The 14,302-nt window shown below is 47.0% G+C and carries 16 protein-coding genes; 2 read left to right on the top strand and 14 right to left on the bottom strand.

Annotated features, from left to right (window positions below; all coding sequences use genetic code 11):
- Positions 1-336 precede the first annotated feature (336 nt).
- The gene (locus tag QOL74_RS11650) at positions 337-1,722 is read right to left on the bottom strand and encodes a putrescine aminotransferase (RefSeq protein WP_283409661.1); all 1,386 of its coding nucleotides are present in this window, start codon (positions 1,720-1,722) and stop codon (positions 337-339) included.
- 425 nt (positions 1,723-2,147) lie between these two features.
- Between QOL74_RS11650 and QOL74_RS11655 the strand changes: the two genes are divergently transcribed.
- Positions 2,148-2,990 (top strand): DegV family protein, encoded by an 843-nt coding sequence (locus tag QOL74_RS11655; protein ID WP_283409662.1) that lies wholly within the window; start codon positions 2,148-2,150, stop codon positions 2,988-2,990.
- 119 nt (positions 2,991-3,109) lie between these two features.
- Here QOL74_RS11655 and QOL74_RS11660 read toward each other — a convergent pair whose 3' ends face one another.
- From QOL74_RS11660 to QOL74_RS11720, 13 genes are all read right to left on the bottom strand, one after another.
- Complete coding sequence (locus tag QOL74_RS11660) at positions 3,110-3,814, bottom strand: DUF881 domain-containing protein (protein ID WP_283409663.1); 705 nt, start codon at positions 3,812-3,814, stop codon at positions 3,110-3,112.
- A gap of 25 nt (positions 3,815-3,839) precedes the next feature.
- A complete protein-coding gene (gene trpS, locus QOL74_RS11665) occupies positions 3,840-4,832 on the bottom strand; it encodes a tryptophan--tRNA ligase (RefSeq protein WP_283409664.1) in 993 nt (330 codons plus the stop codon).
- Positions 4,833-4,855: 23 nt separating this feature from the next.
- On the bottom strand, positions 4,856-5,044 hold the full coding sequence (locus QOL74_RS11670; protein WP_283409665.1) for a hypothetical protein: 189 nt from the start codon (positions 5,042-5,044) through the stop codon (positions 4,856-4,858).
- A gap of 142 nt (positions 5,045-5,186) precedes the next feature.
- On the bottom strand, positions 5,187-5,417 hold the full coding sequence (locus tag QOL74_RS11675) for a glutaredoxin family protein (RefSeq protein ID WP_283409666.1): 231 nt from the start codon (positions 5,415-5,417) through the stop codon (positions 5,187-5,189).
- A gap of 183 nt (positions 5,418-5,600) precedes the next feature.
- Entirely contained in the window at positions 5,601-5,942 is a 342-nt protein-coding gene (locus QOL74_RS11680; RefSeq protein WP_283409667.1) for an ArsR/SmtB family transcription factor, read from the bottom strand.
- A 349-nt stretch (positions 5,943-6,291) separates the two neighbouring features.
- A complete protein-coding gene (gene phoU, locus QOL74_RS11685; protein ID WP_283409668.1) occupies positions 6,292-6,942 on the bottom strand; it encodes a phosphate signaling complex protein PhoU in 651 nt (216 codons plus the stop codon).
- A gap of 12 nt (positions 6,943-6,954) precedes the next feature.
- Positions 6,955-7,707 (bottom strand): phosphate ABC transporter ATP-binding protein PstB, encoded by a 753-nt coding sequence (gene pstB, locus QOL74_RS11690; protein ID WP_283409669.1) that lies wholly within the window; start codon positions 7,705-7,707, stop codon positions 6,955-6,957.
- Positions 7,708-7,822: 115 nt separating this feature from the next.
- A complete protein-coding gene (gene pstA, locus QOL74_RS11695) occupies positions 7,823-8,665 on the bottom strand; it encodes a phosphate ABC transporter permease PstA (RefSeq protein WP_283409670.1) in 843 nt (280 codons plus the stop codon).
- 1 nt (position 8,666) lies between these two features.
- Positions 8,667-9,704, bottom strand: a complete 1,038-nt coding sequence (gene pstC, locus QOL74_RS11700; RefSeq protein WP_283409671.1) for a phosphate ABC transporter permease subunit PstC — start codon at positions 9,702-9,704, stop codon at positions 8,667-8,669.
- A gap of 189 nt (positions 9,705-9,893) precedes the next feature.
- On the bottom strand, positions 9,894-10,817 hold the full coding sequence (locus QOL74_RS11705; protein ID WP_283409672.1) for a PstS family phosphate ABC transporter substrate-binding protein: 924 nt from the start codon (positions 10,815-10,817) through the stop codon (positions 9,894-9,896).
- A gap of 320 nt (positions 10,818-11,137) precedes the next feature.
- Complete coding sequence (pnpS, locus tag QOL74_RS11710) at positions 11,138-12,904, bottom strand: two-component system histidine kinase PnpS (protein ID WP_283409673.1); 1,767 nt, start codon at positions 12,902-12,904, stop codon at positions 11,138-11,140.
- Between the two features lie 11 nt (positions 12,905-12,915).
- Positions 12,916-13,611 carry a response regulator gene (locus QOL74_RS11715; protein WP_283409674.1) on the bottom strand — a complete coding sequence of 232 codons (696 nt, stop codon included), beginning with the start codon at positions 13,609-13,611 and terminating at the stop codon, positions 12,916-12,918.
- A gap of 45 nt (positions 13,612-13,656) precedes the next feature.
- On the bottom strand, positions 13,657-13,914 hold the full coding sequence (locus QOL74_RS11720; RefSeq protein ID WP_283409675.1) for a metal-sensitive transcriptional regulator: 258 nt from the start codon (positions 13,912-13,914) through the stop codon (positions 13,657-13,659).
- A 154-nt stretch (positions 13,915-14,068) separates the two neighbouring features.
- Here QOL74_RS11720 and rd point away from each other — a divergent pair, with 154 nt between their 5' ends.
- Positions 14,069-14,230: a rubredoxin gene (rd, locus tag QOL74_RS11725; protein ID WP_283409676.1), complete on the top strand. Its 162-nt coding sequence runs from the start codon at positions 14,069-14,071 to the stop codon at positions 14,228-14,230.
- The last annotated feature ends 72 nt before the right edge of the window (positions 14,231-14,302 follow it).

A 14,302-nucleotide genomic window follows, 5' to 3' on the forward strand; every position in this document is an offset into this window, starting at 1 on the left:
AACTTTGGCGATGGCCCGCACAATGGCATCCACCTGGCTCTGGCTGAAGTGGGCATAGGCGGCCTGGGCGCTGCGGGCTTTGTGCATCAGGTCTTGTAACTCTTTGCTGATTTCAAGGGTTGGCTCCATGTTGTTCCTCCTTAACTGCCATCTTTCAAATGACTGCAACTGCCATCTTACAAAAGACTGCCGTTTTGAACAGTACTCTTATTTTCTAATGATAGGTATTTTCAACACGCAAACGAACGGCAAGACAGCAACAGCGACCATAAAAGAATCGCTGTTGCTGCCACAGGTAATCCATTTAGCAACCGTTCGCTTTATTTGAAAACGGCTTTATACATTCAGGGACGCAACATTCTCCCAGGTAACACCAAAGTCCGCTTCCACTTCTGCCAGAGTTTCATCCAGAATGTTCAGCATTTTATCCATGGTTTCATAGGACATGATGCCTGGCGGTTCAATCCGATTGGTTTTCGCATTATTCAATGTACCACCGGTGAGCACGCCCCGCTTAAAGAGTCCCTTGGACACTGCCCATCCCATTTCAGGAGTGGGATAGTCAAGGCCAATGAGGAAGCCTTTTCCACGCACATCCACCAGTACAGGATGCTTGGCTTTCAGTTCCATGATTTTACCCAGCATGTATTCCCCTTTTTCTGCCACCTGTGCCGGCAGATCGTTTTCAAGCATAAACTTGATGGTGGCCAGCGCCGCTGCACAGGCAAGCGGGTTTCCGCCAAAGGTGGGCGAACCAAGAATCCAAGGATTCTCCTTAATGTCTTCAGTCCACAAATGGGGACGTGCAATGATGCCGGTGATGGGCATGACGCCGCCGCCAAAGGCTTTTCCATAAATCAGGATATCCGGCACAACCCCAGATTGTTCACAGGCCCACATAGTACCGGTACGTCCCATGCCTGTTTGAATTTCATCAAAAATGAGCACCACATCGTATTTGTCACAGATTTCCCGCACTTTTTGCAAATAACCCTCCGGCGGCAGAATAATACCCGCCTCGCCTTGAATGGGTTCAAGAATGACACCTGCAACAGTTTCACCAGTTTTAGTCAGATTGCTGATGGCTTTTTCAAGTGCTTCAGCATTTCCAAAGTCGACGTGCATCACACCAGGAATCAGCGGCTTGTACTTTTCACGATACGTACCTTTTCCATTCACTGAGACTGCGCCCATACTTTTCCCGTGGAAACCACCTGTCATGGAAATATACCACTGTTTTCCAGTGGCCAGACGAGCCAGCTTCAAAGCCATTTCAACTGCTTCAGCACCGCCATTGCAGAAGAACGCATATTGAAGATCGCCTGGGGTAATCATGGAAAGAATGTTAGCAAGATAGCCCCGCAGCGGATCAATGAGTTCCTGGCTGTGGAGAGCATAGCGGTCCAGTTGGGCTTTGACATACTTCAGAATCTCCGGATTTCGATGTCCACACATATAGATTCCGTAGCCGCCCAATACATCGATGAACTCTTTGCCGTATACATCTTTGAATGTTTCTGCACTGTCTTCCCACTCAACAAATGTGGCATCTGTGGAAACAGATTTTCGATAGAGCAACCAACCGGGGTTAACATTTTCGTTGAAGTTCGCCACAGAATCCTTAACGATGGCATCCTTGTCTTCAGGTGCAAGTTCCGGTTTTTCAATATAACTCAAAACCCGACTAACTTCCTGTAATGCTTTGGCTTTATCCGCTGCCATTTTTCTTCCTCCTTTATGATAGGTAATCAATCGAATCTCCATACTGTCTCTGAATTATTGCAAGACCCATGCCAGTTCAGGAGAAAATGTTGATTCATTTAAAATATTCGCACATCGCATGCTAAAAGCCTGTTTCCATCATCTTTCACAACATTTAAAAATGACACCACATCGATTGGCTAATATGTTTAAAATTTAACAATTCATTTAAAAATTCTTACAATTGAGAATTGCACCTCAAAGGATCTGGATGGTTGTGGTATTTTTCACTTATTCTTATTTTTGATATCAATCTCAATTTCGAGAATGAATTATTGGCAGCAACTGCCCGGTGATAAATGTCCTAACAATTGAGATGTAATTGACAACAGCTATTAGTACCTGGTATTATATTATTATCGACGTTATTTAGAGGAGTGATGATCATGTCATCCATTTTTGTCATTACAGACAGTACGGCCTATCTGGAGCAAGCCTACATTGATGCCAACCCCCTCAAAATTGTTCCACTTTCTGTTCATTTTAATGGTAAAGTGTCCAAGGAAGGTGCTCCCGGCTCTTTTGATGATTTTTTCGGCCAACTGGCCGACAGCAACTCATTTCCCACCACCTCCCAACCTTCAGCAGGAGAGTTTTTGGAAGCCTATGAACAGGCACTTTCCCAGGACATGGAAATCATTGTTTTAACGATTTCATCAGGTATCAGCGGTACTTACCAAAGTGCCTGCACAGCAGCTGAGCTTTCGGGTGCCTCTCATCGCATTTCTGTCATCGACTCCCAGACAACGGCGGGAAATCTGAAAGCACTTGTTCAAATGGCCGTTACTTTGGCTCATGAAAATCGCCCACGTGAAGAAATTGTCTCTTTTCTGGAAAAGCAAAAATACAACTCAGGTATCCGGCTGACCGTAAATACACTTGATTACCTCAAGAAAGGCGGCCGACTCTCCAATGCCGGCGCTCTCATTGGAAATTTATTCAATATCAAGCCCGTTCTCGGCCTGATAGACGGCACCGTTCAACCCGTGGATAAAACCAGAGGCAAAAAGAAAGCCCTTGAAAAAATGATTGCGTCCATTCCTGCTGATGCTTCGATGATCCATGTGGCCCATGCTATGGCTTCAACAGAAGCTGAAACACTTCGCCGTCAGGTGGCAGAGCAGTTTCCTGATGCAACGGTTGTTTTATCAGAGCTGGGGCCTGTCATCGGTGCTCATCTGGGCCCAGGCGCAATGGGAATTCTCTATCTCTGGCCAGTGACCGATTAAACCTTCAAAAATGAACCATATCGCCTGCAATGGGTTTGCCGTTGACAGGTCATAACTCATACCAAATACTAAAATAAAAAAGGGGCAGCGCTTGTCGAAATGACAACACTGCCCCTTTTTTATGGGCGACGGACCTCTAAAAACTGAATGGCTTTTTCCCGATGGGGCTGATCGATACTCAAGGAATCGTTGTATTCGATGGTGGCCGTAATACCATCACCGGCCATTAAATCAAATATGAACGTTCGATGGGCCACATACCGCTTAAACTCAGATTGATCCCCAATGGCCTGCACCAGGTATGGCGGTGCCACAGGCCGCCCATTCACCTGAATATGATTGCCTGCCAGTGCCATCTCACTTCGGCCGGTAATCCGATTGCCGTTGACAGCGATGACTTCCGCCCCGTTACTTCTCAGCTCGTTTACCAGCGTCACCAGATATTTGCGCTGATACACCAAAGGCGCGATATTCTCTTCAAATATGCCTTCCAGCAAGACGGTAATCCCCGGGCCCACAACCGCTTTATGGCCTGCCAGCATTTGATAGTGCTGCACTTCCTGCATCAACACCTGAAGTGTCACGTTACCTTCTGCCCGCTCCCCTTCCAGTGCATCCACTTCCAGCTTCAAGTTCTGAATACGCTGGCGCATATCTTCATTGGCCTTCATCAAATCTTCTACTTCCTGAACATTGGTTTCTGATGGAATTGAAAAAATACCGCCAGGCGGTTCACTCACCTGTTCAGGCCCCAGATTAATTCCAATCAGCACACCATAAACCAGAAAGAAGAATGTGATGACAATTTTCGATTTGAAGCTCACGTATTCACATCCTTTTACCCTTCAGTTAAACCAGTCCCAGTCGCAGTTTCACTGTTGCCACTGTGACGGCAGCCCTTTCCCGGGCACGGTCAGCACCACTGGAATAGACTTTTTTCAACAACGCTTCATCCGCCAGATAAGCTGCATACTTTTCACGGAATGGTTCCGTTTTTCCAGTAATCAGTTCTGCCACATCGTTCTTAAAGACTCCATATCCTTTTCCTTCATAATGGGCTTCCACCTGTTCCAGCGTCCACCCGGACAAAGTGGCGTGGATAGTCATCAAGTTCTGAATTCCCGGCTGTTCAGGCCTGTATTTGACAAGGTTTTCACTGTCAGTGACAGCCTTTTTCAGTTTCTTCAGAATGATATCTGCAGGGTCAAGCATATGAATGACACCGTTCTGATTTTCATCTGTTTTGGACATTTTTTTGTCCGGTTCCTGAAGACTCATGATTCTGGCACCAATTTTTCCAATATGTGCTTCCGGAATGCGGAAAGTGTCACCATACACATTATTGAAGCGCATGGCAATATCGCGACACAATTCCAGATGCTGCCGCTGGTCATCCCCCACAGGTACCAGATCTGTCTGGTAGAGGAGAATATCCGCCGCCATCAATACGGGGTACGTATAGAGCCCCACATTGATATTATCCTTATGCTTCTCTGACTTATCTTTAAACTGGGTCATTCGATTCAGTTCGCCCATGTAGGTGTAGCAGCTCAACACCCAGGCCAGCTCGGTGTGTTCACGCACATGTGATTGAAAGAAAAGTACATTTTTTTCAGGATCAAGCCCCGCTGCCAGGTATTGAGCCAGAAAAGACAGATTTGCCTGACGAAAAGCCTGGGGATCCTGTTTCACCGTTAATGAATGAAGATCGACAATGGAATAATAGCATTGATAGTCTTTTTCAAGTTCTTTCCAGTTTTGAATTGCACCAATGTAGTTTCCCAGCGTTAAGCTCCCCGTCGGCTGCGCACCACTGAAAATGACTTTTTGTTGTTTATCCATAAGCTGCTCCTTCCTCTTACATTCTATCCTTCTTCCAGACGGCGCACCCTCTCTTCCAGCTCCCGAATGCGCTCTGTCAGTCTGGCTTCCATTTCAACATGCTGTTCTTTGCGACTAAAATGCCGAAGCAAAAGCACTGTGATCAACACCGGAGCCCCCAGCAAAACCAGTACCAGCAAGAGATTCATCACCTGATATACGAGGATGTTCATATTGCATCCCGCCTTTGATTCAGAATACGACCTGTTCTTTCACTTCTTCTCAGTTGATTAAATTCTATTATACCACAGCCCGCCGGCTCCACAAGAAAAAACCTCCTGCAAGGTGTCAAGGAGGTTTCTTCTGATCATTCATTTAGTCAAGCAGGCTGTCAATTTTCGCCTTATCTACACCGACAATCATCTCGTCGCCAATTTTAATCACCGGCACCGCCATGATGCCTTTTGCCATCAGTTCCTTGCGAGCCGAAACATCAGACTGTACATTTTTTTCTTCATACTCAACACCTTTTTGTGCCAGATACTCTTTTGCCGTTACACAATGAGGGCAAGTTGTACTGGTAAAAACCACTACTTTTTTATCCATTTTGCTGCCTCCCTTCAAATAATCAATGACTCACCATACAATGATACCCATTTTCAAATCAGTCAATCATAAACTATCATATAATCAAGTGATATCTCACAGCCTGACGGCGCCCATCACACACCGGAAAATCTGGTGATGTCTGAGTTGTCAGTGATGACTGTCAGTCATGGACATCACAAATTATACCGGTTCCTGAACCGCTTTTCGACGACCACCCTCACAGTCGTGGGGCGCCAGTTTGTAGGTAATCTCTGTGCCTTGCATTAAATTCGCATCCATGAACTGGTGAAGTTGCCGGAATCGCTCCGGGTTCAAAGCATAGAACATCCATTTTCCACGTTTTTCAACACGTACCAACTCCGCTTGTTGCAATATTTTCATGTGATGAGAAATGGTGGGTTGCTTCAGATCAAAGTTTTCCTGAATATCACAGGCACATTTCTCACCATCTGCCAGCATCATCAAAATACTAAGCCGTGTCATATCCCCCAGCGCCTTAAAACAATCTGCCTGCTCTTTCATGGAAGCACCTCGCTTAATCATTATATAATAATGTCATTATTTCTGTACATACAAGTCTACCTTACCCAAGAACCCCTTGTCAATGCATCCACCTTTTGATAGGTGCATTTTTATCGTCACACTGTCATTATCCCATGTTTCCAGCAAAAAAGCAAAAATGATTCAAAAAAAACAACAACAAAGTCATTTAAATTACTTTGCTGTGGTTGAATACAAAGGATCCGGACCGGACAGCCGACGCCAAAAGCCGTCCCTGCCTGATCCCTGTCATATTTAACTATCTATTATATTCTCACTGACGTCTTTTGCAATTCTCCTGAGCCCGCCAGCAATAATACCCTTTGGACCTTTAGTTGATTTCCACCCGTTCACCCGTCACCATATAAATGACCCGTTCTCCGATATTGGTGGCATGATCAGCAATCCGTTCCAGGTATCGGCCAATGAAGAGCAGGTGAATGGCCTGATTCATCACACCACGGTCATGAATCATCATTTCCATCAACTCTGTATAGATCATTTCATAAATCTCATCCACAGCCTCATCGTCATGCGCCACTTCACGCGCCAGATTCACATCTTCTTTCATGAAAGCATCAAGACACTTTGCCACCATTTCCTCTGATAAACGTGCCATTCGGGGAAGGTCGACCAACGGTTTGATGAATGGCTCCTGCCCGATGAGTTTCGTCTGTCGGGCGATGTTCACCGCATGATCCCCCATGCGCTCCAGATCAGTAATGGCCTTGAGTATGGTGCCGATCACCCGCAGATCTTTCGCCATGGGCTGTTGCAGGGCAATGAGATTCATGCATTCCACTTCAATTTCCAGCTCCAGGGCATCAATGCGATCATCCATCAAGTGAATGGTGTCTGCTTTTTCCATATCCTGTTGCATCAACGCCTGCAGGGATTCTTCGATGACCTGCTGCACCAGACTGCCCATTTTCAGCAGTTTGATTTTAAGGTTTTTAAGACGCTCTGTGTATTCTGTACGCATGGCATTCCCTCCCTATCCAAATCGACCGGTAACATAGTCTTCTGTGCGTTGATCTCGCGGTGATGTGAAAATAACCTGTGTGTCATCTGCCTCAATTACTTCTCCCATGAGAAAAAAGACTGTTTTATCAGAGATACGGGCTGCCTGCTGCATGGAATGGGTCACGATCACAATGGTATATTCTTTTTTCAGCTGGTCAATCAGCTCTTCGATACGGGAGGTGGCAATGGGATCAAGTGCAGATGTGGGTTCATCCATCAACAATACTTCCGGCTCCATGGCCAGTGCTCTTGCAATACACAGGCGTTGCTGCTGGCCTCCCGATAGTCCCAGGGCAGAGCTTTTCAGGCGGTCCTTCACTTCTTCCCACAAAGCGGCTTCCCGGAGGCTTCGCTCCACAATTTCATCCAGTTGATTGCGGGATTTAATACCGTAGCGCCGTGGGCCATATGCCACGTTTTCATAGATGGATTTTCTGAAAGGATTGGGGCTTTGAAAGACCATTCCAACCCTTCTTCTTAAGGATACCACATCTACATCAGGCTGGTAAATGTCTTGATCTTCCAGGAACATCTCACCGTCGATTTTCACACCGTCAATGAGATCATTCATGCGATTCAAACTGCGAATAAAAGTGGACTTTCCGCAACCGGACGGACCGATGAGGGCTGTGACTTCCCGTTCACAGATATCCAGATTTATATTTTTCAGGGCATGAAAACTGCCATAGTGGAGATTGAGGTCTTTCACAGATATTTTAGACATTGATGAAGCCTCCTGTCACATTCGTCAATTGGAAACAAAAACACATCGCAGCAATCGAAATTCAGTTTTTCATGTTATACACCGTGCCCATTTTAGCAGTGTCATTGAAAACTGCTTAACGGTTTGCCATTTTAAATCGAATTCGAATGGCTGTTGCAATGGCAAAAAAGATGGAAACAATCCCCAGAAGTACCAGTGCGGTGCCATACTTGATGCTCTCCGGCATTCCCGGCACCTGGGTTGAAATGATATACAGATGGTACGGCAATGCCATCACCTGATCAAAAATCGATTGGGGCAACCGGGGAAGGAAGAAGGCTGCCACCGTTAAAAGAATGGGGGCTGTTTCCCCTGCGGCCCGGCCAATGGCCAGAATGGCACCGGTGACAATCCCTGGTGCAGCATGGGGAAGCACCACATGGCGAATGGTCTGCCACTTTGTGGCTCCCAAGGCCAGCGACGCCTGTCGGTAACTGAAGTCAACACTCTTCAGCGCCTCTTCTGAGGCAGTGATGACAACCGGCAACACGAGGCAGGCCAGGGTAAGGGCACCTGCCAGAATGGAGCTGCCAAACCCGAGAAAGAGAACAAATAACCCTAATCCAAACAACCCGTACACCACCGAGGGCACACCTGCCAGGTTTAATATGGCCAGTCGAATGGTGCGGGTTAAAAATCCCTGTTTGGCATATTCGGTTAAGTAGATGGCTGATCCCACACCCAGGGGGAGTGCCACAATCATGGTTCCCAGAACCAGGCTGACAGTGCCTACGATGGCCGGGAATATGCCGCCTTCACGCATGCCTTTGCGGGGCATGGCTGATAAAAATTCCCAGCTGATGGTTCCAATGCCTCTAAAGATGATGTAACCAATCATCAGCAGGGTGGGAATGACCACCAGGGCTGCTGTCAGGGTAAGCAGTGAAAAGACCAGTTTTTCCCGTTGTTCTTTCTTCATGTTAACGGTCTCCTTTCTGAGCACGCCGCAGTACATAATCGGCCACCAGATTGATGCAGCTGGTCATAATGAGGAGCACAATCCCTATGGCAAAAAGAGAATGGTAATGGGTGCTTTGACGAACCGTGTCACCCATTTCTGCCGCAATGGTGGCTGTCATGGTACGACCGGATTGCAGCAACGACGTGGGAATCCGCGCTGCATTTCCCGTTACCATCATGACTGTCATGGTTTCGCCAATGGCCCTGCCAATGCCCAGCATCACACCGGCAACAATGCCGGAGGAAGCCGCCGGTACCAGTACATGGAAAATGGTTTCAAGACGCGTGGCTCCCAAGGCCAGGGAAGCTTCACGGTATTCTTTCGGCAAAGAACTGATGGCATCATCTGAGATACTGATGATGGTGGGCATGGCCATAAAAGCCACCAGAATGGAACCGGTTAACAGCGTGAATCCCGATGAAAGGTCAAAAGACAGACGCACCCAGTTGGATAACACCATGATTCCGATGAACCCCAGCACCACTGATGGAATCGCTGACAAAAACTCAATGACCACTTTCAGGCTTGTCCGGGTTTTCGGCGGTGCCACCTCCGCAATGAAAATGGCACAGCCGACTCCGATGGGGACGGATATAAGGATAGCACCTGCCGTGACCCAGAGAGATCCCAGGATCAATGGCAAAATGCCGAATTGCGGATTCACCGAGTTGGGATACCAGAAACGCCCTGTCAGAAAATCTATCAGAGGTACGTCCTTAAAAACCGAAAACCCGGAACTGATCAAAAATATAAAAATCAGGGCCAAGATCACAATGGATGTCATTCCAAGAATGAAAATGATTTTTTCTATGATAAACTCGCTCAACCGATTGGTAAATTTCGATTTAAGATTCTTGCCATGGGCAAAGCTTCTGCTGTTGGTGATTGTGTCGGTGCTTTCATTCGTTGCGTTCTGGAGTGGTTCCTGTTTTGGCGGGTTTGCATGGCCACGACTAACCACCAGACGGTTACCGGTAGTAACTGATTGCTCTTTCAAGACTGACACCTCCCCGGGGTTACCCCCGAATTCAATAGATCCGTACGATCCCCATCGTTTTCGGATATACTTGCGAAATCTTTTGTGTAACATTTCTGATGGACCGGAGCAGAACGCCGGCCCATCAGTGTTATCTTAACAGTATGCTCTTGTATGTGTAACGTTCATACCACTTACTTATTCGCTGTTTTACTGCAGAGGTACGAATCCAAGATCTTCAACAATTTGCTGGCCGTCACTGCTTAGAATAAAGTCAACATACATCTGAAGAGCAGGAGTTGCTTCACCTGCGGTGTACAGGAACAGCGGACGGGCTACCGGATAATCTCCTGCATTGATGGTCGCAAGGCTGGGCAGGAAAGCTTCTGCGCCAGCTTCCTGGGCAACAGGAACAGCTTTCACATCGTCTGTCAGATAGCCCAGTCCAATATAACCGATACCGCCGACGTCCTGAATCAGTCCTTCTACAATTGCCTGGGTGGAAGGCATCAACATAGCTTCAGGAGAGTATTCCTCATCATCCAGTACAAATTCTTTAAAGAAGGCATAGGTTCCGGAACTGGTATCACGGGAGAAAAGTGAGATGTTCATGTCTGCCCCGCCTACTTCGCTCCAGTTGGTGATGACACCGGTGTAAATGCCCTTAATCTCATCCATCGTCAGCGCTTCAACAGGATTATCTACATGCACTGCGACAACAATCCCATCACGCCCTGCAACAATTTCTGTAGCAGGATTTCCAGCTGCTTCTGCTTGAGCAAATTCGTCCTCTTTCATAGCACGTGACATTTGGGCTAAATGTGCTGTTCCGTTGATCACCGCCGCTGCACCCGTTCCTGATCCGCCGCCGGTGACAGAAATCAGCGCTTCCGGATGTGCATCCATGAAGGCTTCCGCCCATGCCTGACCCAGGTTGACCATGGTGTCAGATCCCTTCACTTCAATCATTTCACTAAAATCGACTTCTGAATTGGAAGATGTTCCGGCTGCTGCAGGTGTTTCAGCGGGTGCTGGTGTCGAAGCCGGTGCTGGAGCAGGTTCAGATTGTCCACACCCCGCCAGCAGTGAAGCAGCGACAATTAACACCATCAACAAAGACATCATTTTCTTCATTCTTTTTAATCTCCTCTCATTCCTGAGTTGTTTTGTACCAGGTTTACAGCATCCTGTTACAGTTCACATTATACCCCCCCAGAACTCGAGAGTGGTTAAGCGGGCGTAAACGAAATGTAAAGATCAGGTAAAGAAAAAATCTCCAAAAAACAAAAGGAATGCCGGTTTTCGGCATTCCTCATATTGTAGACAAAATAAGATGAAGACAAGGGATCTGGTAAAGGACAGCCTTGGAAAATTGGAATCAGCTGGCCTGGCCAGAACCCTTTGTCTTCAACCTCAGGAATGCCGGTTTTCGGCATTCCTTCACATGTTGGTCGCTATGCAAGGGGCAGGGTAATGACAAACTCTGTTCCCTTTCCCACTTCACTGTTTACCCGAATGGTGCCGTTCATTGAAAGCACAATATGCTTTACAATGGCCAGGCCCAAGCCGGTTCCTCCCATTTTTTTGGAACGGGCTTTGTCCACCCGATAGAACCGTTCAAATAACCGGTGCAGGTCTTTGTCAGGAATTCCGATTCCTGTGTCTTTCACGCGAATCACCAGACTGCGGTACTTCTCGTAAGCACTGACAGTCACTTTGCCGCCTTCAGGCGTGTACTTAATGGCATTGTCAATGAGATTGATCACCATTTGCTTGAATCTGTCTTCATTCAGGGGCATCTCCGACAGGTTTCGGGCAATTTCCCGGTGAAGTGTAACCGCTTTATGGCGGCTGATGGTTTCCATCATGGAGATCACTTCTTCCAGCAGCTCTCCAGGTGCTGCCGGCACTTTTCGTTCATGTCCCCGAATATTTTCAATCTCAGAAAGGGTCAAAATGTCATTGATAAGCCTGGTCAGACGTTCTGTTTCAATTTCAATGATATCAAGAAACCGCTGCCGCGTTTCATCATCTTCAATCTCACCTGATTTTAGAGTCTCCACAAATCCGCTGATGGAAGTAAGGGGGGTTTTCAGTTCATGGGTCACGTTGGTGACAAAGTCAGATCGCATTTTCTCCAGCTTGCGAATTTCTGTCACATCATCCATTAGAATCACCAGCCCCGTCACCTTCAGCGGGTCTTCCGGTTCGCGAATCAGGCTGGTCATCATTCGCAGCGTTTTTTCTGCCGGCTCACGCAATGTTACTTCCACCTGCTGATCTAACTGGTTCTCCAACACATCCTGTATCACATCATCCAGCTCTGTATCTCTTACCAGTTCCAACAGGTGATGTCCCTGCAGTTCTGACGCTGTCACGCCGAAAAGATTTTCAGATGCGGCATTCATCAGTGTGATGCACTTTTGCTGGTCAAGGGCGATCATGGGGTTTTTAAGACTGGTTAGCAGTGCCATGAACCGGGCGTTGCTCTCCGAAAGCTTTCCGATGGTTTCATTCAACCTGTCAGCCATGTGGTTAAAGTGATCAGCCAGTTCTGACAGTTCATCATTCGATTCCAGATAGATGTGTTTATCATAATTCCCATCTGCCATCCGCTGAGTCATATTAACAATGCCCCGGATATTCTCAATGATCCGGTCGATGAGACGGAAACCCAGTACCACTGCAATGAGCAGTCCAAAGGCAAGAGAGATGGTCAGATACCAAACGATATGCTTTGTCAGGGCGTCGATTTCCTGCAAATCCATTGCCAGACGAACCACATAGGCAATGCCGTCACTTTCACTCATGAAGACAGGCACCGCCACATACATCATTTCCTGCCCGGTGGTATTGCTGTAGCGAATTTCTTTTCCGATACCATCCCGGAGGGCACTGATCACTTCCGGACGTTGGTGGTGCAGTTCCATCAGCCCCCAGTCTGCCCGGGAATCGTAAATGACGCGCCCATGGTGATCCATCAGCGTCATCCTGACCTGGCCCTGATCTGCAAGTTCATCCGCCAGTTTTGAAAAAGCAGGGTCTTCCGGCCGAATGCCATCCGTTCCAATAAAAGCAGCAATCAAACCCGCATTTGTCACCAACCGTCTTTCCAATTCTGTCGTATAGCTTTGCTTCACCAGATTAATGGACAACAGTCCAATGATCAGTACACTCACCATCAAGATGGCAACAAATGACAAGAGAATTTTTCGTTTCATCGGCTGCGCTCCTACCTGACTTTGTATCCCACACCCCGGACGGTTTCAATCATATCTTCCATGTTGAAATCGCCCAGTTTTTTACGGATATTGCGGATATGAACATCAACAGTGCGTGTCTCTCCAAAATAGTCGTACCCCCATATTTCATCCAGCAAAAAGTTGCGCGACATCACCCGTCCCCGATTCTGAAGAAGGAACCGTAATAATTCAAACTCTTTCAGCGTGAGGTCCACAGGCTGATGCTGAATCGTGACTTCGTGCCTGGCCAAGTCCATGACCAGTTGACCCCACTCAATAAGGGCAGTGGTTTCACCCACCTGATGCTCTGTCCGGCGAAGGACTGTTTTGATCCTTACCACCAATTCTTTGACGCTGAAGGGCTTGGTCATATAATCGTCTGCCCCCAGTTCCAGGCCCAATATGCGGTCAATTTCTTCAGACTTGGCCGTCAGCATGATGATGGGCAGCATCCCATATTTTTCTGATGCCCGAATGCGCTTGCAGATTTCAATCCCGTCAAGATCAGGCAACATAAGATCCAGCACCATCAGATCCATTTGATGCATTTCCAGCAACTTAAGTGCTTCCTGTCCATTCTCTGCCATATATACCTGATAGCCTGCCTTTTCAAGATTGAACTTGAGGAGTTCAAGAATATGTTCCTCATCATCCACCACCAGAATATTTTTGGGCTGTTTTTCCATTCCGCCAACCTCCGTTTCGCCTTCATCTGTCGAATATCTTCACATCTATTTGAGAAACTGGGCAATGCGCTGGATGGTTTTATTCACTTCATCTTTTGTCATGGGCTCAGCCATGAGACAATCCGCCGCATGATCCCGGATGATCAACCATCCCACTTTTTCAACAGAGGATTTGATGGCTGTGATCTGTTGCATGATTTCATCGCAGTTTTTCCCCTCATCAATCATTTTTTCAACACCCTGCAAATGCCCCCGGATGGTTTTCAGCCGTTTAATCACATCAGCCCGTTCCTGTTGTTCCATACGTTTCACTCCTTATCCGCTTTCACTTCAATGAATGTATCGCCATTATACCACATTTTTTTGCAGGAATGACGCTATTATTTGTTTAGCACTGAAATCAGCGGGTATCATGCTTGTTGAGTTGAATAAATTATCCTGGAGAGGAGATCAAACGATGGAAAAATATGTATGTATGCCATGTGGTTATGTGTATGACCCTGCTGAAGGAGATCCAGATTCCGGCGTAGCCGCCGGCACAGCGTTTGCTGATGTTGCAGAAGACTGGGTATGTCCTGTTTGCGGTGCTGGAAAAGATATGTTTGAACTGGAGAGCTAAAAAAACAGTCTTGTTGATTGCTTTATATGACAGTGATCATCCAGAGCAGAAAGCCGTCGCTTTCTGCTTTTT

It is taken from the genome of Anoxynatronum buryatiense (genome assembly GCF_900182905.1).
Classification (GTDB): domain Bacteria; phylum Bacillota; class Clostridia; order Peptostreptococcales; family Tindalliaceae; genus Anoxynatronum; species Anoxynatronum buryatiense.